The sequence below is a fragment of the Rhizobium sp. NLR8a genome (assembly GCF_019685235.1).
Taxonomy (GTDB): domain Bacteria; phylum Pseudomonadota; class Alphaproteobacteria; order Rhizobiales; family Rhizobiaceae; genus Rhizobium.
In genome coordinates, this window is record NZ_JABDWI010000004.1 from 368667 (window position 1) to 387385 (window position 18719).

The window sequence follows — 18719 nt, forward strand, 5'->3', positions numbered from 1 at the left end:
CCGTTCCCGTGCGGGCGGGCCACTGCGCCTCGGAAGACGCGTGGCGCTGCAGTGACCCGGCCGCCCTTTGCTTCTCAGGATGCGTGACGCCCTATTCGGCGATCGCCCATTTCTCCGGATGCGCCTGGTAAGGGCCGCCACCGGGAGCGGGCGTCCAGATGAAGTCCTTCAGCCTGGCGGAGGCGACGCCATATCGTTTCGCCACCCACAGCGGACCCCAGGGCAGTTCCTTGTTCATCACCTTGCAGACATCCTGATAACGGGCGGAGCGCTTTGCGGCATCCGTCTCGCCAAGCGCTGCGTCTAGAGCAGCCGTCAGCACCGGCATGCGCACGCGCGCGACGTTCGGGCCGGCCGGCGGGATCTGCTTTTCGTTGAGGCCGACATTGATGCTGCCCGGATCCGGGCCGTTCTGAAGTCCGGCATAGACCATCTGGAACTGCGCGACATCAGGCGTCGGATTGAGCACGATGCTGTTATAGGTCGGCGTGTCGACGGCACGCGGCGTTACGTTGATGCCGACCTGGGCGAGCATTGCCTGGACCGCCGCCATGACATTGGCGGCAAGCGGCGTCGTGTAATAGGTCAGCAGGGTGACCGGCTTGTTGCCGTTGATCTCATCCCAGCCGGCGTCCTTCAGCAGCTGCTTGGCCTTTTCCGGATCATAGGCATAGGTCTCGATGCCTTTCGGCACCACCTGATCGGCGACATAGGCGCAGTTTGCCGGTTCGGCGGCGCCGCCGTAAAGGCTCTGGATGATGGCATCGCGATTGATCGCGTACATCACTGCCTGACGGACCCGAACATCTTTCCAGATCGGCGAGTCGTGGTTGAAGCCGAGATAGTTGACGACGAAGGAGTTGCCTTCGATGACGCGGAAATCCTTGTTGTTGTCGAAGGCCTTCAGATCGTTGGAATCGACGTAGGTGAACTGGATTTCGCCGGCACGAAGTGCGGCGATCGCCGCTGCCGGATTGGCAAAATAGCGGTTGATGATCTTTTCGAGCGTCGGTTGGCCGCCTCGGTAGTCGGTATTGGCGACAAGTTCGACATATTGATCGGTGACATATTTGCTGAACTTGAACGGCCCGGTGCCGATCGGCGCGGTGGACCACCATGTGTTCTTGGCGAGCTGATCGGCCGGGATCTGCGAAAGTGCGTGTTCCGGCAGCATCATCACCTTCGTCAGGGTGTCCATCAGGCTTGCGGACGGGGCGGAGAGCTTGATGATCAGGGTCTTGTCGTCCTTGGCCTCGACCGAGGAAACGGCGCTCAGCCGCGCTGCCAGAACGGAGCCGGTCTTGGCGTTCTTGGCGAGCTCGATGGTGAACTTGGCGTCCTTTGCCGTGAAGGGCTTGCCGTCATGCCATTTCGCGTCGACAAGCGTGAAGGCGTAGGTCAATTGGTCGGGACTGACCTCGTAGGACGAGGCGAGCTGGCCGACCACCTTCTCGAGCTTCGCGTCATAGGTCACCAGCGGCTCGAAATAGACGCTGAGCCATGTGAAGCCGCCCGTTGCGGCAAGCGGATTGAAATTGCCCTGAAAACCACCCGGGCCGACATCGAAGCCGCCGGACAGCGTGGCTGCCTTCGCTGGGCCGATGAAGGCCGGGGCAACGGTCGTCGCCATCAAGGCACTCAATGCGATGGCCGATGATAGTCTTTGCAGTCGTTTCATTGTGCTCCTCCCACATTGGCACTTTTCTTGTTGGCTGCGATCACCCGGGAAATGCCGTCATAATGGCGGTCCAGGCGCTTCTGCGCTTCCGCGACATCCCTTGCCTCGATGGCATCGACGATCGCCGCGTGATCCCTCCAGGTGGCGACGGGGTCGACATTGTCGAGGTTGACGAAATCGGACGCCTTGTAGAAGGCGAGCCAGAACACGTCGATCAGCCGCGCAAGGGTCTCGTTGTTCTGGCAGCGGAAGAGCAGGGTGTGGAAAAGCTGGTCTTCGTCGGCAAAGGATTGACCTCGTTCCGCATGGACCCGCATGCGCTCCACCGTGGCGCGCAGCTCGGCAATATCGTCGTCGCCGATCATCTCAACCGTCTTGCCGATCAGCCCGACTTCCAGCGTTCGCCGGATCTCGATCACTTCTTCGATCTGGCGCAAGGCGCCGCCGAGGCCATAAGCGAGATTGTCGAGCAGCGGCTCGAATGAGAATGCCTTGACGAAGATGCCGACACCACGGCGCGATTCCAGCACGCCGAGCGATTCCAGCGCCTTGATGCCTTCACGCAGGGAATTGCGGCTGACGCCGAGCTGGTTCGCCAGGTCGGATTCAGGCGGAAGCAGCGTGCCGGGCTTCAACCCGTTGTCGCTGATATAGGCCCGCAGGCTTTCCTGCACGGAGACGTGAAGTAGGGGCGCGCGGGCGAGGGGTTTCATGGATTTCAGCGACATGCGTTCTCATTCCGTCCGCAATGGAGATGTTAGAGAGATATCCACTTGTAGGATATCCGTCAACAGCATTCCTCCGCTTCGGAATGTCGGCGAGAGGTCGGACGCGCACGCTCCGAGCGCTGGCAGTAGTCATTGTGGTGATGGAGGATCGCTGCGCGTTGCGACGGATACGCAGCTCGCGTCCGCGTGAGTAGTAGCGGAAAACCATACGAACGGCCCGGCGCTCAATCGGGTTGCGGGGGAGCGGTCGTTTCCCCCTCCGAAAGCTCGCAAGCGAGCAGGATCGGGTGGTCGAGGTCTGGCGTCGGTTGCCTGTTCAGCAGGACGGCGACCGCTGCTGCGGCAATCTTTTGGATCGGCTGCTTGACGGTTGTCAGGCGCGGCGTGGTCATGCTCGAGAGCGGGATGCCGTCGAATCCGACGATCGAAAGGGCTGCGGGTATCGGTATCCCCAGATCATGTGCCGCTCTCATGCAGCCGATCGCCTGCTGATCCGAACTTGCGAAAATGGCTGTCGGCCGCTCGCTGCGGGCGCGTGCCAGCAGATAGTTTCCCGCCGATCGTCCGCTTTCATAGTCGAAAGCCGCCTCTGCGATCAGCGGCGACCCTGTTTGTCCGCCGTCGTCGGGCTGCCCCATGGCGTCAAGGTAACCTGTAAGGCGATCGTTGGCAGGCACGGAATGTCTCGGTCCCGAGATGAAGCCGATGCGGCGATGGCCGAGCTTCAAGAGATGCTCGACGCCGAGACGCACGCCGGCCCGGTGGTTTGAAGCGATCCCGGAATATCCTGGCATGAGGCGGTCGACGACGACGATCGGCAAGCCCTTCGGCAGCTTCAGCGTATGGAAATCATTGCTGGGAACCAGGATGATGCCGTCCACTTTTCGGCTTGTCAGCTGACCTATGCGGTCTGCTTCCTTGGTCGCATCGTCAAACGAAGTCATGACGATGATGTTATAGCCATGGCTTGCCGCCGCCTGCTCGGCCGACTGCACGAGTTCCGAGAAGAACGGATTGGTAAGATCGGGAATGACGATGCCGATGAGCCGGCTGACCTTGCTGCGCATGCTTCGGGCCGACGGGTCGGGCCTGTAGCCGAGCTCGTCGATGATGCGTCTGACGCGTGCCCTCAGTTCATCGGTCACGGCGGGGTGGTCATTCAGCACCCGTGAGACGGTCCCGGTGGAAACGCCGGCAAGTTTGGCAACGTCTCGAATTCCGACCTTTGGCATAATGGAAGAATATGTCCCTTCATTTTGGGTCTCGGGGACGCGGAGGCACCCGATGAGGCTTCAGCTAATGGTCTCCATCGCCTTCGTCAAAGGGCCGCAGTCAATTTGACGGCGTTTGCATAACACGAGGAACGCCGGCATTCAATGGAAACGGTTCATCAACGGACGCCTCATTCTTCCATATGCGGCCATTTTGGCTGCCTTGACAATCCTACGGGGCGTTGTTACCCAAGTGCTGTTGGAAACGGTTCATTTCGAAGGCACTCAGGTGAGGATAGGCCCGGAACCGTTCGGAGGAGAGAAATGTCCCAATCTACGAAGCGTGATTCCGTCCTGATGCGTACGCCGCGCCGTGCGGCATTGAAGCTTGGACTTGCCGGCACGTTGGTGCTCGCACTGTCTTGCGGCGTGTCGCCCGCTTTTGCGGCCGGCAAGCCGAAGGTCGGCCTGATCATGAAGTCTCTGTCGAATGAGTTCTTCAAGCAGATGAAGGCCGGCGCCGATAAATATGCGGCTGAGAACAAGGACAAGTTCGACTTCAAGGCCGTCGGCATGAAGGACGAGCGCGATTTTGCCGCCCAGGTCGATGCCGTCGAAAACTTCGTGACGCAGAAATACGACATCATCGTCGTCGCCCCGGCCGATTCCAAGGCGATGGCGACGCCGCTTGCGAAGGCCGTGAAATCAGGTGTCAAGGTCATCAACATCGACGTGCCGCTCGATGCCGATGCCAAGAAGGCAGCCGGTATCGACCTGGCATTCTTCGGTCCGGACAACCGCGAAGGCGCAAAGCTCGCCGGCGACGCGCTGGCCAAGGATCTGGGCCCAGGCGCCAAGGTCGTCATCCTCGAGGGCAATCCCGAGGCCGACAATGCCAAGGAGCGCAAGGAAGGTTTCATGGCCTCCGTCAAGTCGGGCAAGCTCGAGCTTCTCGACAGCAAGACCGCCCATTGGGAGACCGAAGAAGCCAACACCGTCATGACGAACTTTCTGACCAAATATAAGGATATTCAGGGTGTCATGGCGGCCAACGACTCCATGGCGCTCGGTGTCGTCAAGGCTCTCGATGCAACCGGCCAGGCCGGCAAGATCAAGGTTGTCGGCTTCGACAACATCCCGCCGGTCCAGCCGCTGATCAAGGACGGCAAGATGCTTGCCACTGTCGAGCAATATGGCGCGCAGATGGCGGTCATGGGCATCGACTATGGTATGCGTGAACTGGCCGGCGAAAAATTCACCGGCTGGGTCAAGACCGACATCAAGCTCGTTACCGCCGGCGACCTCAAATAATCGATATTGCCGAGCTAGGACGAAAGGAGGCGCCGGCTGCCCGCCGGCGCTGACAGCTGCCAACCGATTGCGTCTACTCCCGATGAGGCTCGTTGCGGGCCTTTGGGAGTGTGCATGTTCGGATGGCGGCCATCTCGAATTCAAACAGATCATGCACGAGGTGGGACGTGTCAGACGCAGCAGATGACCACATCCTGAAGCTGGAGGGGATCGGCAAGCGCTTCCCGGGCGTCGTGGCGCTCAGGAATGTTTCCATGCGGATCGGCCGCGGCAAGGGCCACGTCCTGCTGGGCGAGAATGGTGCCGGCAAGTCGACCCTGATCAACCTGCTGGGCGGTGTGTTCAAGCCGGACGACGGGCAGATTACATTTGACGGCGGGCCCTATCATCCTGCCTCGCCGCTGGAGGCCTTCAAGGCCGGCATCCGCATCATCCACCAGGAGCTCCACCCCCTTTCCAATCTCAGCGTCGCCGAAAATCTGCTCTTCGAACATCTTCCGCGGCGATACGGCCTGGTGGATTACCGGCAGATGAACCGCCGGGCGGCCGAATTGCTGGCGGAAGTTGGCCTCGATGTGGCGCCGACGACGCTCGCCAGCCGTCTCAGCGTCGCGCAGTTGCAGCTGCTCGAAATCGCCAAGGCGCTCTGCTATGAAAGCAAGCTGCTCGTTCTCGACGAGCCGACGGCAACCTTGACGTCCAAGGAAGTTGACCGGCTGTTCGAAATTCTGAAGCGTCTGAAGGCGCGTGGGGTGACGACGCTTTACATATCCCACAGGCTCGAGGAGATTTTTGAAGTCGGGGACGATGTGACGGTGCTGCGCGACGGCCAGCATGTCATCACGCGACCGGTGTCCGGCTTGGCCATCCCCGACATCGTCGAGCTGATGGTCGGGCGAACGCTCTCGGATCATGGCGTCTTTCGCAGTGACAGCGCCGTGTTCGGCGAGGCGCTCGGCGTTTCCGGTCTGAAAGTGACCCGAAACAGCCCGGAATTGTCGTTCTCAGTGGCCAAGGGCGAAATCGTCGGCATTGCCGGCCTTGTGGGTAGCGGCCGGACAGAGGCGGTCCGCGCCATATTCGGCGCCGACGCCAAGGCCGGGGGCGAAATCCGCATCGACGGCGAACTGGTTGCGATCCATTCGCCGAAAGATGCGGTTGCCGCCGGCCTGTGCCTGGCGACGGAAGACCGCAAGCTGCAGGGCCTGATGCTCGACATGAGCTGCGCAGAAAACACCACGGTTACCGATCTCGCCAAGATTTCCCGCAAGGGGCTGATCAGCCGCAGGATGGAGAACGAAAACGCGCAGCGTCTCGTGCGCGAGTTGCGCATCAAAACACCATCCGTCCATCAGCGGGTCAGGACGTTTTCGGGCGGCAATCAGCAGAAGGTGGTGATCGCCAAATGGCTGTTCCGCGGCCCCAAGGTGCTGATTTTCGATGAGCCGACCCGCGGCATCGATGTCGGCGCGAAAGCCGAAATCTACGACCTTCTCTGGAAGTTTGCCGCGGAAGGAAAGGGTGTTCTGGTCGTATCCTCGGATCTGCCGGAGCTCATTGGCATCTGCCATCGCATCATCGTCCTGTCGGACGGCAAGATCGCCGGCGAAATCGCACGGGATCAATTCGAAGAGAGCAGGATCCTCTCACTCGCTTACAAGGAGTACAGTCGTGTCCGGCAACATTGAAACCAAGGTCGAAGCGAAAGAGACGGGCTTCTGGGACAAGCTGATCCGGATCTCGATGAAAGAGGCAGGCGTTGCCATCGCCCTCGTCCTGATCGTCGCCTTCTTCTCGGCGACGGCGCCGTATTTCGCGACGCCTGAGAATTTCCTGAAAATCTTCGTGCAGATTGCCATCAACACCGTGCTTGCCTCGGGCATGACCTTCGTCATCCTGGTCGGCGGCATCGACCTCTCGGTCGGCTCGCTGCTGGCGCTATGCACGGTCATCGGCGCGACGATCATGATCGACCCCAGGCTCTCGCCCTGGCAGGCGATCGTGCTCGCTTCGCTCGCCTCGATGGGCACCGGCGCGATCCTTGGCGCCATCAACGGCTGGGTCTGCGAAAAGTGGAAACTGCCGTCCTTCATCGTCACGCTCGGCATGCTGAATGTCGCCAGCGGCCTGGCCCGCGTCGTCAGCGACAACTCCACCATCACCGGCCTGCCGCAGCCTTTCGTGGATTTCGGAAACCTGATCTTCTGGGGCGTCTTCCCGTCGATCTTCCTGATTGCCATCATCGTCGTCCTCGCCGGCTGGTTCGTCCTGCGTTATACCGTGTTCGGACGTTTCGTCTTCGCGATCGGCACCAACGAAGAGGCTGTGCGGCTGTCGGGGCATGAGCCGAAACGCTACAAGATCGCGGTGTTCACAATCTCGGGCCTGACCGCCGGCATCGCAGCCATGGTTTACCTGCTTCGCCTCAATGTCGGCAGCCCGGTTGCGGGCATCGGCTATGAGTTGAACGCCATCGCCGCGGTCATTATCGGCGGAACCAGCCTCTCGGGCGGCAAGGGCTCGATTGTCGGAACGCTGGTCGGTGCCTGCATTCTGCAGGTGCTGTCGACGGGATTGCAGCTGCTGGGCGCCGACGACAACATCAAGCCGATCGTCATCGGCGCCGTCATCGTGCTTGCCGTTATCCTGGACAGCTATCGCGGCCGGTTGATGCGGATACTCGAAACGCGGTGACCGATCGCAAGGCGTGGGCCTCTGAGGTCGCATGGCGGCGTGCAAAGTCGAGGCAGGCCGTCAAACTCCTGCCACATGCCCTGCATTAATTCGACGCGACTGCGTATGTCTTAGATCGGAATTGATTTAAGGATAATGCTGCAGCAGCTCAAAGCCCAGCCGCACCCTTGGCGCATCTGAGACGATGCGCGGCGCTGCGGTAACCGCGTCGATGGAGATCCGATGCCCGCAGTCCTGCGAAAAAAAGTTCACGGCGCGTCCACCCGGGCTGAGGTCATCGACGGTGCAGAGGATATCGGCGTCGCCTATCAGGTGTTTTCCGACACGGTGGTCGAAGACGTCGTCGTCAAGAACTCGCCTCGTGGCTTCAAGTTTCACAACGGCAGCAACCTCGTCGTCAGACGCTGTGAAACGGAGAATGTCAGGGGCGATGGCCTTTATCTGACGAAGACGAAGAACGTTCTTCTGGAAAACAACCGTATGGGGGCGGCTCCGGGCGAGGGCGCGGACTGCTGCCAGTTCGCCTATCAGAACAGCGACGACAATATCAGTTCGGACGTGGTGATCCGCGGCAACCTCTTCCTGCAGTCGCCGACGAGCACCTCGAACAAAGGCGCCCTGGTCTGCGATAAAACCCGGAAATATCTCGTCGAGTACAACTTCATCGGCGGCAAGAATTTCTCCTTTTCATCGATCGGCGACGATGCCGTGGTGCGCAGCAACATCATGCGCGACGGCAGGATGAACGACTATTCCTTCGGTTACGGCATCGGCGACAAGGCAGACCGTACCGGCCATCACGTCTATGACAATTGGATCGAGAACAACAATCGCGGCATTAGCCTGAGCGGCTTTTCCGACCAGGAGCGGGCATTTCGCAAGGACATCGACATCCACGACAACGTCATCAGCGGCTGCGACATCGCCTTTTTCGCCAATCGTCCATGGTCCGGGAGCCTCCGGCGCAACATATTCATTCGATGCGGCCAGGACTTGGTTCTGTCGGGAAAGGGCAAGAGCACCGCCGGCGAGATCGACAGCAATTACCATAATGACGGCAGCTTCTTGAACCTTGTGGCGCCGCCGCTCCGCTTCAATACCTACGGCAAGGCCTCCGTCGCCTCGGGTGAATGGACATCCGAGCCCGATGAGATCGTCATCCAGTGGCGCGACAAGGGATTGGATATTCCTGGCGCTAACCGCCCTTCCATTGCCGTCGAGCCTGGCATGGAATTGTCCTGCGTGCTGTTGGCCCGCAAGGGCCGCAATTGGATGCTGGCGATCGCCGAGACCGCTTATGACGAGTTCACGCCGCGCGCATGGCAGGAAAAGATGCTGCCGTGGCAGAAGCGGTATCTCTCGATCTGAACCAAGTAATCCCGGTATGCCAGGCCCGGAACCAAAGGCCGGTTTTGCCGTTGACTGCCAAGTTCCATCGGTCCGGGAGGGCAGGACAGTCGTGGCACGTCAGGCGTTCTGGAAAGGTTATCTCAAGCTCTCGCTCGTCACCGCCGCCGTTTCGCTGACGCCGGCAACGACCGAAAGCAACAAGTTGCGTTTCCACGTCCTCAATCGCCAGACGAAAAACCGGGTCGAAAGCCGCTATGTCGACAGCGTTACCCATAAACCAGTGGCCGACAGGGACCAGGTCAAGGGCTATCCGCGCGGCGAGGACGATTATGTTCTTCTCGAAGACGAGGAGATCGAGGAAGTCGGGCTCGACAGCACCCGCACCATCGATATCGACAGCTTCGTACCGCGTGGCTCGATCGATTGGGTGTGGTACGACAAGCCGCATTTCCTGGCGCCGGAGGACAAAGTCGGCGTGGAAGCCTTCTGCGTCATCCGCGAGGCGATGAAGGCAAACGACGTCGTCGGCATTGCCCGCCTGGTTCTCTATCGGCGCGAGCGTGCCGTGCTCCTGGAGCCGCAAGGCAAGGGCATCGTGCTCTGGACCCTGCGCTATGGCGACGAGGTGCGCGAACCGTCGGCCGAAATCGACGACAAGGCGGAGATCGACAGCAAGCTGCTGACGCTGATGAAGCGGCTGGTGAAGGAAGAGACGAAGGATTGGAGCCCGGCCATGGTGCAGGACCCGATCCAGAAGCGCCTGAAATCGATGATCCGCGGCAAACAGAAGAGCCTGAAGAAGGCAGCGCCTGCCAAAAAAACCGCACCGGAAAAATCGACCGGCAACGTCATCAACATCATGGATGCGCTGAAGAAGAGCCTGGTTTCGCAAAGCGGGCGGAAGTCGCGTTAGAGCAATTCCAGGAAAAGTGCGAAGCGGTTTTCCCAGGCAAAGCGAAGCGCTTTGCCTGGAATTGCGCAAATCCAAAAGGTCAGAGCGGGATGATTTTACGCTCTAACGCTTCTTCTTTTCCAACGGTTTCGCTGCAGCGAAAAATCCGTCCCAGGGATCTCGCGGCAACGCGTTGAGCCGCGTCGGCGTATTGTCCACCGTGAAATAGGCCGGTCCGACGTCGGCGGTGAGTTCGCTCCACTCCAGCGGCATCGAGACCGCGGCGCCTCGCCGTGCCCGTGTCGAATAAGGCGCGACCGCCGTATTTCCGCGGCCGTTGCGGAGATAGTCGATGAAGATCTTCCCCTTGCGCTTGGCCTTCGTTGCCGTCGCCAGATAGCGGTCGGGATCGTCGGCGGCCATGCTGTCGGCGAGCCACTTGGCGAAACCCTTCACTTCGGCCCAGCTGGCCTTCGGCGTGAGCGGCGTCACCACATGCAGCCCCTTGCCGCCCGAGGTCTTGACGAAGGCGGCGAGGCCTTCGGCCTCCAGCCGCTCCTTCAGTTGGTAAGCAGCGGCGATCACATCTGCCCACGCCACCCCGTCATCGGGATCGAAGTCCATGGTGATCATATCGGGCTGTTCCCAATTGTCGGTCGTTGTGCCCCAGGGGTGGATTTCCAGCGCGGCCGATTGCACCAGCGCCACGATCCCGTCGAAATCGGTAATTCTGAGCAGCTTCTCCCCCTGCCTGTCCTTGGGATCGGTAATCTCCTGGATATGCGGGTTCATGCCCTTCCAGGCGTGCTTCTGGAAAAACCGCTGCCGGCCATTGATCCCGTCCGGCAGGCGCAGGAGCGCCAGCGGCCGGTTGACGACGTAAGGCGCCATGAAGCGCCAGACCTGGGCGTAATAATTCGCCAGCCCCTCCTTGGTAACGCCCTCGTCCGGCCAGTAGAAGCGGTCGGGATGGGTGAGTGTCACAGCCGATTTCGGCAGAGCAGGGGCCATGGTCTTTTCCGTCTCGCGCGTCACGTCCTTCGCAGGCTTGTCTTCTCGCAGACCGCGGAAGGCGGCATGGCGCAGATTGCCATCGGCCGACCAGGCGCGGAACTCGACCTCGCCAACCAGCTGCGGCTTCACATAGATCAGACCGCGCCGCTCCTCCGATGTCAGCTTGTCGTCGAATGATGTCTCGTTCTGCGTCAGGCGCGACAGTTTCTCATAAAGCATCCGCGCGGTCGCCGCCGTATATCCGGTGCCGACGCGCCCGACATGTTTGAGTTCGCCGTCCTGGTAATAGCCCATCGCCAGCGAGCCGATCGCATTCTTCATCGATGTCGACGGCACGTAGCCGCCGATGACGAATTCCTGCCGGTGCGAACATTTCGATTTGATCCAATCGCCTTTGCGTCCCGACGTGTATTTGCTATCGCGCAGTTTGGAAATCACCCCTTCGAGGCTGAGCCGGCAGGCATGGTCAAGCACCAGGCCGCCGCTTTCGTTGAAATGCGCGCTGTAGCGCAGCTTGTCGTTATTGTCGGGCAGCAGGCTTTCGAGCAGCTGCTTGCGATCGGTGAGCGCCACATTCACCAGGCTGTGGCCGTCGAGGTGGAGAAGATCGAAGGCATAGAAGACGAAGCGATCGTCGCGGCCCTCGCTCAGATCGCGTTGGAGCGCCGAGAAATCCGAGGCGCCGCTATCGCGCTCGACGACGATTTCGCCGTCGATCACCCCCGATTGCACCGGCAGGGCGGCAAAGGCCTCGAGCACCTCGCTGCCGAATTTCTCCGTCCAGTCGAGGCCGCTGCGGGTCAACATTCTGACCTTGCCGTTCTCGACCCTGACCTGCAGCCGGTAGCCGTCGAACTTGATTTCGTGGATCCAGCGATCACCAGCCGGCGGCTTCGTCTTTAACCTGGCAAGCGCCGGTTCGATGAAATCGGGCATTGCGGCCTTGCGAGCACCCTTCGGCCAGTCGCGTTCTCCTGGTGCGGCGGCTTCGGCCTTTGAAGCCGGTCTTTTAGCGGCAGCCGGCTTGCCGTCTTTCGACTTGGAGGTCCAGGTCGTATCCGGATTTCCCGCCACCTCTTCGAGCCGGCGGCCGGTCTTTGCCGATTCCGGCCGCTCCTGAAGAATGTCGCCGTCGTGGCGCGCCGCGGCATCATCTCCCTTGATCAGCAGCCAGTTCTCCCGCTTTTCCCCGGGCCGGCCATGCATGCGCACGAGGTGCCAGCGGCCCTTCAGCTTTTCGCCATCGAGCTCGAATTCCATATGGCCCTCGCGATAGTCCTTGTGCGCATCGCCGAGGGGCGTCCAAGTGCCGCGATCCCAGACGATGACAGTGCCGCTGCCATATTGACCTTTTGGAATGATGCCTTCGAAATCGCCATAGGAAAGCGGGTGATCTTCGACGTGTACGGCAAGGCGCTTGTCCTCGGGGTTGAGGCTCGGCCCTTTGGTCACGGCCCAGCTCCTCAGCACCCCATCCATCTCCAGGCGGAAGTCATAGTGCAGCCTCGTTGCATCATGCTTCTGGATGACGAAACTGTTGCCGCTGCTGCGGCCCAAGCGACCACGTGGCTCCGGAGTGAGTTTGAAATTGCGCTTCGCCTCATAGGTCTCGAGGGCCATCTCAGCCTGCCTTCTTCCTTAGGCTATCGCCGCGCGCCGGCGCCTTCTTCTTTGCCGACGCCTTCTTCGCCGTCTTGCCGCTCATCCCCGCGCTTTGGCGCAGCGCCTCCATCAGGTCGACGACCTTGCCTTCCGGCGCCGGTTCCTTCTTCGGCGCTGCCCGGCCCTCGATCTTTGCTTTCACCAGTTCGACGAGGGCCGCTTCGTAGCGATCCTCGTAGGCACTCGGATCGAAGCTGCCGCGCTTGGTTTCGATGATGTGACCGGCGAGTTCGAGCATCTCCTTGTCGAACTTGACGTCGGGAATGTCTTTGAAGACCGAGTCGGCCGAGCGCACCTCATAGTCGAAGTTCAGCGTGGTCGCGATGATGTGGCCGTCATGAGGCCGGATCAGCAGCGTTCGGATGCGCCGGAAAAGCACGGCTTCGGCGAGCGCCGCGACCTTGCCGTCGCGCATGCTGCGGACGATCAGCGACAGCGCCTCCTCATCATGTTCGTCGACAGGTGCGAGGTAATAGGGACGATCGAAATAAAGCTTGTCGATATCGTCATAGGCGATGAAAGCTTTGACGTTGAGCAGCTTGTCGCTCTCCGGCACGATCTCTGCGATCTCGTCTCCTTCGATGACGACGTAGTCGCCATTCTCCATCTGATAACCTTTGACCTGCTCGTCCCGCTCGACCGGTTTGCCGGTCTCGCTGTCGACGAATTGCCGTTCCACCCGGTGTCCCGTCCTGCGGTTGATGATGTTGAAGGAAACCCGGTCCGAGGAGAAGATGGCGGTATAGAGCCCGACGGCGCAAGCAAGGTCGCCTACCTTCAGATGACCTTTCCAGCTTGCCCGCGCGGCCATGCCATCCTCCGTTGCAAATCACAGACGACTGTTGCTCTTATCTGTTTCGAGTTCCTGAAACGCCCAGCCGCCATCGGGTGAAGGATAGGCGAGCAACGCGTCGCCATCGCCGATTTTCTGACGTGACGCAGCATCCTTGGCGTGGACAATCGCTTCCTCAGCCGTCGCATAGGTTTCCGACAACGTGTCGCCGAGCTTGTAGGCCCAGCCATTGTCATGCGGCACGACCTGATAGGTGATGTCAGCCATTTCGGATCTCCTCTTTTCAGTTCGATGGCGGCATGAAGCCGGTCGAAAACCGCGCACGCTTCGGCATCACGCCTAGTTCCGATGTGGTTTGCGTCTTTCATCGAGCGCGATGATTTTCTCCAGGGAGGCGATGTCCTCGCTGGTGACGACGGGAACCGGATCGGCCGCGATTGCCTCAAGCACCTCCTGCGAGATGGCGCCGTTGCGGATGGCCCATTCCAGCGTCTCGCGCGTTTCCCGCTCGGCCTTCAACTGTGCATAGAGCGCGACAATCAGCCGGTCGCGGGCGTCCATCCGCCGGTCCTGACGATGCATGTTGCGGGCATGCGGCATCGCTATGCACCTTTGTCACTGATTTCGTTCAGGTGTAGTCAACTGATGACGGAAGGAAAGGTTCCGTCACCAAGCATCCCGCCGTCATTGCGGGCCGAGGCGTAACTCGCTATTTCTGCGAGGCTGTTGTCAGAGGATTTTTTCATGGCCGATCTCAAGGCTCGCCCCCGTCCGACAGGTGCTATCGCCACTCTCGGCCGTACCGGCTTTCCGCATGTCACGTCCACCACCAAGGGTGAGATCGATATCGTCACCGCCCCTTCTCAGCCGGGCTTCAGCCCGCTCGATCTGCTCTATGCCTCGCTCTCGGCCTGTCTCGTGCTCAGCGCCCGCATTGCAGCCAGTCAGATGGGGGTTCTCGACAGGATCAGCGAGATCACCGCCGACGTCACCGGCGAGAAGGCGGTGGAAGGGCTCTCACGCGTTGCAAAATTCAACATCGTCTTCTCGATCAAGGGCGATGTCGACGAAGAGACCCGCCGCAAGATCGTCGATGCTGCCGAAGAGGAGATCTGCACAGTCAGCAACACCATCCGCGGCAATCCCGAATTCTCGACCACGATAGTGGGATAGAGGTCGCACTCGAAACCCAATAAAATTTATAGACAATTCGCGGTGAGGGAGATTGCGCGGGAAATGTCCGGCATTTATGCTCGGCCATCGCAAGTGAATATCCCGGCCGTCATGCATCCGAAGCCTCTCCCGAAGTCCGAACGATCCGTCGTCGCCATTATCGGCGGCGGCCTCTCCGGCGCGGGCGTCGCCTATCATCTCGCCAGGGCAAATTGCGGTGAGCGCCCCATCATCATGGTCTTCGAACCGCGCGCGGAGCTCGGCCGCGGCCTTGCCTATGACACGGACGATCCGGCGCACCGTATCAATGTTCCCGCCGCCAAGATGAGCCTGCAGCCCGACGACCTGGGCGAATTCCAGGCTTGGATCGAAGCTCGCGACGCCGTCGCGGACGATCCGGGGGCGAGGCAACCGGACGGCATGCTCTTCCCCCGGCGCCGGCTCTTCGGCGAATATGTCGCCTCCCTGCTGAAACCGCTGCTGGAAGAGGGCGTCGTGCTCCACAACCGCGCCCGCGTGACCGGTCTCGAGCGCCGGGGCGGCCGCTGGTCGATCCAGGACGACAAAGGCGGGGTGACGGAGGCCGATATAGTTGCGATCGCCACCAGCCATCCGCCGCCGGCAGCGCCGGGCCGGCTTGCCGCCAGCTTGGCCGCCCATCCCCGCTTCGTCGCCGATACCACCAAGCCGGGCGCGCTCGGCGTGATCCGTCGGCATGACCGGGTGCTGGTCATCGGCAACGGCTTGACGGCCGCCGATGTCATCGCCTCTCTTGCCGAGTGCGGTCATGATGGCCCTGTGACGGCGATCTCGCGCCGCGGCCTGCGTTCGCGCGGCCATTCGCCGGAACCGCAGCAGCTCTTTGGAGACTTCGTCTTCCAGGCCGCGCATTCCGCCCTTGCGCTGCTTGTCAGGATCCGCGCCGACATAGAGGCCGCGAAGGCGCAGGGCATAAGTTGGCACGGCGTGATTGATCAGGTGCGGGCGCAGGGATACGAACTCTGGCAGGCGCTGCCGATCGCCGAACGGCGCCGTCTCGTCCGCCATCTGCGTCCCTATTGGGATGTGCATCGCTTTCGCATCGCGCCGCAGGTGGAAGCCGTGCTCGACGCGGCGATTGCCGCCGGCCGCCTGGAAGTCCTTGCCGGGTCGGTCGCCGATGCGCGCATTGAAGGAGAGCTTGTTCTTTGCACCCTGCAGCCGCGCCATCGGCGTCAGTCCCTGGAGCGGAGCTATGACGCCGTCGTCGTCACCACGGGCCCGGCGCATGGCGGCATTCTCGAAACTCAGCCCTGGCTCGCGGCGCTTGCTGCAAGCGGCCACCTGTCGCTTGACCCGACAGGCCTCGGCCTTGCCTGCACCGAGCAGTCGGAGGCGATCGGCCCGTCGGGAAAGGCGGATCCTTCGCTACTGATCTCCGGTCCACTGGCGCGCGGCACTTTCGGCGAACTGATGGGGCTGCCGCAGGTGACCGAGCATGCCTTCTTCGTTGCAGGCGAAATCGCCGCAAAGCTGCGGCTGGCCGAGACGAACACCCGCCCGGCCTGATTTTCCGTTCCGATGTCGTTCTTCGACTGTCGCCGGCACATGACTTCTGCTACGCACGCTCCAGTCAATGTCCCGCCGCCAATGTTCGGGCAATCAAGAAAATCGAGACCATGTCGCAGACCGCTTCCACTCTCTCCGAAGCCTCGCCTTCCAACCGTCTGGCGCTGGCCGCTCTTGTTGTCGGCGGGGCGGCGATCGGCGGCTCGCCGATCTTCGTTCGGCTGTCCGAAGCCGGGCCGATGGCCACTGCCTTCTGGCGTGTGGCGCTGGCGCTGATCCCGATCTTCATCGTCTCGCTCATGAAGAAGGATAGGGGGCCGAAGCCGCAAAGCCTCTCCGATTATGGGCTGCTGGTTCTTCCGGGCCTCATGCTGGCGCTCGACCTCGCCGCCTGGCATCTTTCGCTCACCATGACCTCGGTCGCCAACGCGACGCTGCTCGCAAACCTCGCGCCTGTTTTCGTCACGCTGATCGCCGTCCTGTTTTTCAAGGCGCGAACCAGCGGTGTTTTCCTGCTGGGGCTGGTCCTGGCGCTTGCCGGCGTCGTTATCCTAAAAGGCGGACCGGCAGGGCTCGGCAATGGCGGCTTGAGCGGCGACGGCACCGCGATGATCGCCGCTTTCTTCTATGCCTGCTATATCCTGGCGATCGGCAGGCTGCGCAGCCGGTTCGATACGATCCGCATCATGCTGTGGAGCACGGCATCGGCTGCCGTCTGCATCTTCCCGATCGCCTTCTTCTTCGAAGGGCAGATGCTGCCGGCGACCCTCTACGGCTGGTCGATCCTCTTCGGCCTCGCCTTTGTCAGTCATGCCGGCGGGCAGGTGGCGATCACCTATGCGCTGGCCTATCTGCCGCCCGCCTTTTCATCGCTGACGCTGCTGTTGCAGCCGGTCGTCGCCGCAATCCTCGCCTGGGCGCTGCTCGACGAGGCGATCGGGACGATGCAGGCGCTGGGCGCCGGGGTGGTGCTCGCCGGCATCATGGTTGCCCGAACGGCTCGCTCGCCGGCCTGACCGCTTGCTGCTCCAGCGGCGCTGGATCGTCCCCCATTCTCTGAAGCAGCCACTTTTGAATGATCGGCACATCGGCGTCGCCGAGATCGTGGCCGCCGGGGATGACGTCGGAATCGACGGTGGCGCCGGAACTCTTCAGCCGTTCCTCCAGGTCGCTCGCATATTTGCCGTAGGCATCGGTCTTGCCGCTGATGACGAGCAGGTCCGTGCCCTTCAGATCGGCATGCGGATAGTCACTGAGCACAGGCATGGAGCGCAGCAGTACCGCCTTGTGAACGAGGTTCGGATGCAGGTAGAGCAGCGAGTTCAAGAGGTTGGCGCCATTGGAATAGCCGACATAGACGATCTTCTTCGGATCGAGGCCGTAGGATTTGACGGCGCCTTCGATGAAGGCCGCAAAGGCTTCGGCCTCGGTCTTGATGTCGTTCTGGTCGAAAGAGAAGGGTGTAATGCGCTTGTACCAGCGCGGAAAGCCTTCTTCCGTCGCCCGGCCCCGCACGCCCATCAGTGTTGCGCGCGGTGCCGCCTTGTTGAGGAGCGGCATCAGCGTCGTCTCATTGCCGCCCGAGCCGTGCAGAAGCACGAAGACACTGCCGTCAGGATTCGGCGGCGTGTAGAAGCGATGAACGAACGGCAGCTCGCGGTAATTGATGCGCGGCTGGCCGGGCAACGAAAATTGCGGCAGAACCACCTTGAGGTCGTCGAGATTGGTGATCGCTTCCGGCGGCGCGAAGAGCTTGGTGCCGAGGGCTGCATGCTCTTCGTCAACAGTCATGCCGGGCTTGTCGGTTGAAAGCTCCACCAGCGTGCCGCCGGGCTCGCGGGCATAGAGCGAGCGGAAATACTTGCGGTCGTGCATGTTGGTCGGCGATGCATCGGTCTTCTCCAGCCCCTTGGATACCGAAAGCAGCGCCTCCTCATCGGCGGCCCGGAAAGCGACATGATCGACCGTGCCGGTCCCCGGCGCACCGGACCAGAAGCCGCGTGCATCGCGCACATCGATGACATCGCCCGATTGCGACACCAGCCTGTCGATCGTGCCGCGGTTGGCCAGGAAGCGGTAGCCGAAATGGCGCTCGAGGAAGCTGCGGCTCTCCGCCGGCTTTTCCGTCAGCATGGTTGCGCCGCGCACCCGCTGGACGGCATGCCCGACCGGGATCGCGGCGCCGTCCCAGACAGCCGGCGATGTCAGGTCCTTTGCGCCCGCGAGCTTGAGGATGATGTTATCGGGATCCTTCAGCCTCAGAACAGGCTCGCCGAATTCATCGGCGGGTCCTTCCGAGCGCAGGCCGAAGCTCATGGCGCGCGTCAGCCAGTAGCCGATGCTCGCCGGATCGATCGCCAGCGAAATTTCGCTGATCTGGCCGTAGCCCGCCCGGCCGGGCGCGCCATCTTCCCAGACGAGGAAGCTGACGAGCGAACCCGGCGTGCCTGCCGAATCGCCGTAGAAGAGATGGAGCTGCGTCGCATCCTCGTAGCCGGCCGTCTGCTTGACGAGCCGCATGCCGAGAAAGCCGGCGTAAAAATCCACGTTCGCCTGCACCTTTCGGGTGATGGCTGTAACGTGATGTATGCCTGATACCATCGAGAGCAGTCCTGATTGAAGCGGCGTCGTCAGGAGCGCGAGTATGAGAGCTGCGAAAGTCATA

The 18719-nt window shown here is 61.4% G+C and carries 16 protein-coding genes; 8 read left to right on the forward strand and 8 right to left on the reverse strand.

Translation table 11 applies throughout. The features are described 5' to 3' along the window. Nucleotides 1–91: 91 nt before the first annotated feature. The 3 genes from HJC04_RS10030 to HJC04_RS10040 all read right to left on the reverse strand — a co-directional run bounded on the left by HJC04_RS10030 (nucleotide 92) and on the right by HJC04_RS10040 (nucleotide 3638). The gene (locus tag HJC04_RS10030; protein ID WP_221145963.1) at nucleotides 92–1678 is read right to left on the reverse strand and encodes an ABC transporter substrate-binding protein; all 1587 of its coding nucleotides are present in this window, start codon (nucleotides 1676–1678) and stop codon (nucleotides 92–94) included. Continuing rightward, nucleotides 1675–2406, reverse strand: a complete 732-nt coding sequence (locus tag HJC04_RS10035; protein ID WP_210629251.1) for a FadR/GntR family transcriptional regulator — start codon at nucleotides 2404–2406, stop codon at nucleotides 1675–1677. Before HJC04_RS10035 ends, HJC04_RS10030 begins: the two co-directional genes overlap by 4 nt. 224 nt (nucleotides 2407–2630) lie before the next feature. Next, a complete protein-coding gene (locus tag HJC04_RS10040; RefSeq protein ID WP_210629250.1) occupies nucleotides 2631–3638 on the reverse strand; it encodes a LacI family DNA-binding transcriptional regulator in 1008 nt (335 codons plus the stop codon). A 303-nt stretch (nucleotides 3639–3941) separates the two neighbouring features. Here HJC04_RS10040 and HJC04_RS10045 point away from each other — a divergent pair, with 303 nt between their 5' ends. The 5 genes from HJC04_RS10045 to HJC04_RS10065 all read left to right on the forward strand — a co-directional run bounded on the left by HJC04_RS10045 (nucleotide 3942) and on the right by HJC04_RS10065 (nucleotide 9885). After that, nucleotides 3942–4928: a sugar ABC transporter substrate-binding protein gene (locus tag HJC04_RS10045; RefSeq protein WP_210629249.1), complete on the forward strand. Its 987-nt coding sequence runs from the start codon at nucleotides 3942–3944 to the stop codon at nucleotides 4926–4928. A 167-nt stretch (nucleotides 4929–5095) separates the two neighbouring features. Then, a complete protein-coding gene (locus tag HJC04_RS10050; RefSeq protein WP_221145965.1) occupies nucleotides 5096–6616 on the forward strand; it encodes a sugar ABC transporter ATP-binding protein in 1521 nt (506 codons plus the stop codon). Then, a complete protein-coding gene (locus HJC04_RS10055; RefSeq protein WP_210629247.1) occupies nucleotides 6600–7622 on the forward strand; it encodes an ABC transporter permease in 1023 nt (340 codons plus the stop codon). The genes HJC04_RS10050 and HJC04_RS10055 overlap by 17 nt, the downstream gene beginning before the upstream one ends. Nucleotides 7623–7844: 222 nt before the next feature. Then, nucleotides 7845–8990: a right-handed parallel beta-helix repeat-containing protein gene (locus HJC04_RS10060; RefSeq protein WP_221145967.1), complete on the forward strand. Its 1146-nt coding sequence runs from the start codon at nucleotides 7845–7847 to the stop codon at nucleotides 8988–8990. Nucleotides 8991–9081: 91 nt separating this feature from the next. Then, nucleotides 9082–9885, forward strand: a complete 804-nt coding sequence (locus HJC04_RS10065; RefSeq protein WP_221145969.1) for a Ku protein — start codon at nucleotides 9082–9084, stop codon at nucleotides 9883–9885. Nucleotides 9886–9987: 102 nt separating this feature from the next. Here the strand turns inward: HJC04_RS10065 and ligD are convergent, their stop codons facing one another. From ligD to HJC04_RS10085, 4 genes are all read right to left on the reverse strand, one after another. After that, nucleotides 9988–12498, reverse strand: a complete 2511-nt coding sequence (gene ligD, locus HJC04_RS10070) for a DNA ligase D (protein WP_221145972.1) — start codon at nucleotides 12496–12498, stop codon at nucleotides 9988–9990. Between the two features lies 1 nt (nucleotide 12499). Then, nucleotides 12500–13351: a Ku protein gene (locus HJC04_RS10075; RefSeq protein ID WP_221145974.1), complete on the reverse strand. Its 852-nt coding sequence runs from the start codon at nucleotides 13349–13351 to the stop codon at nucleotides 12500–12502. An 18-nt stretch (nucleotides 13352–13369) separates the two neighbouring features. After that, a complete protein-coding gene (locus HJC04_RS10080; RefSeq protein ID WP_210629242.1) occupies nucleotides 13370–13600 on the reverse strand; it encodes a DUF2188 domain-containing protein in 231 nt (76 codons plus the stop codon). Nucleotides 13601–13672: 72 nt separating this feature from the next. Next, entirely contained in the window at nucleotides 13673–13933 is a 261-nt protein-coding gene (locus HJC04_RS10085) for a hypothetical protein (protein WP_210629241.1), read from the reverse strand. Between the two features lie 144 nt (nucleotides 13934–14077). Between HJC04_RS10085 and HJC04_RS10090 the strand changes: the two genes are divergently transcribed. The 3 genes from HJC04_RS10090 to HJC04_RS10100 all read left to right on the forward strand — a co-directional run bounded on the left by HJC04_RS10090 (nucleotide 14078) and on the right by HJC04_RS10100 (nucleotide 17070). Then, nucleotides 14078–14506: an OsmC family protein gene (locus tag HJC04_RS10090; protein WP_221145976.1), complete on the forward strand. Its 429-nt coding sequence runs from the start codon at nucleotides 14078–14080 to the stop codon at nucleotides 14504–14506. A gap of 63 nt (nucleotides 14507–14569) precedes the next feature. After that, a complete protein-coding gene (locus HJC04_RS10095; RefSeq protein ID WP_221145978.1) occupies nucleotides 14570–16054 on the forward strand; it encodes an FAD/NAD(P)-binding protein in 1485 nt (494 codons plus the stop codon). Between the two features lie 110 nt (nucleotides 16055–16164). Further along, on the forward strand, nucleotides 16165–17070 hold the full coding sequence (locus HJC04_RS10100) for a DMT family transporter (RefSeq protein ID WP_210629238.1): 906 nt from the start codon (nucleotides 16165–16167) through the stop codon (nucleotides 17068–17070). Here HJC04_RS10100 and HJC04_RS10105 read toward each other — a convergent pair. Continuing rightward, complete coding sequence (locus HJC04_RS10105) at nucleotides 17036–18718, reverse strand: VOC family protein (RefSeq protein ID WP_259668839.1); 1683 nt, start codon at nucleotides 18716–18718, stop codon at nucleotides 17036–17038. The genes HJC04_RS10100 and HJC04_RS10105 overlap by 35 nt on opposite strands. Nucleotide 18719: the final 1 nt, after the last annotated feature.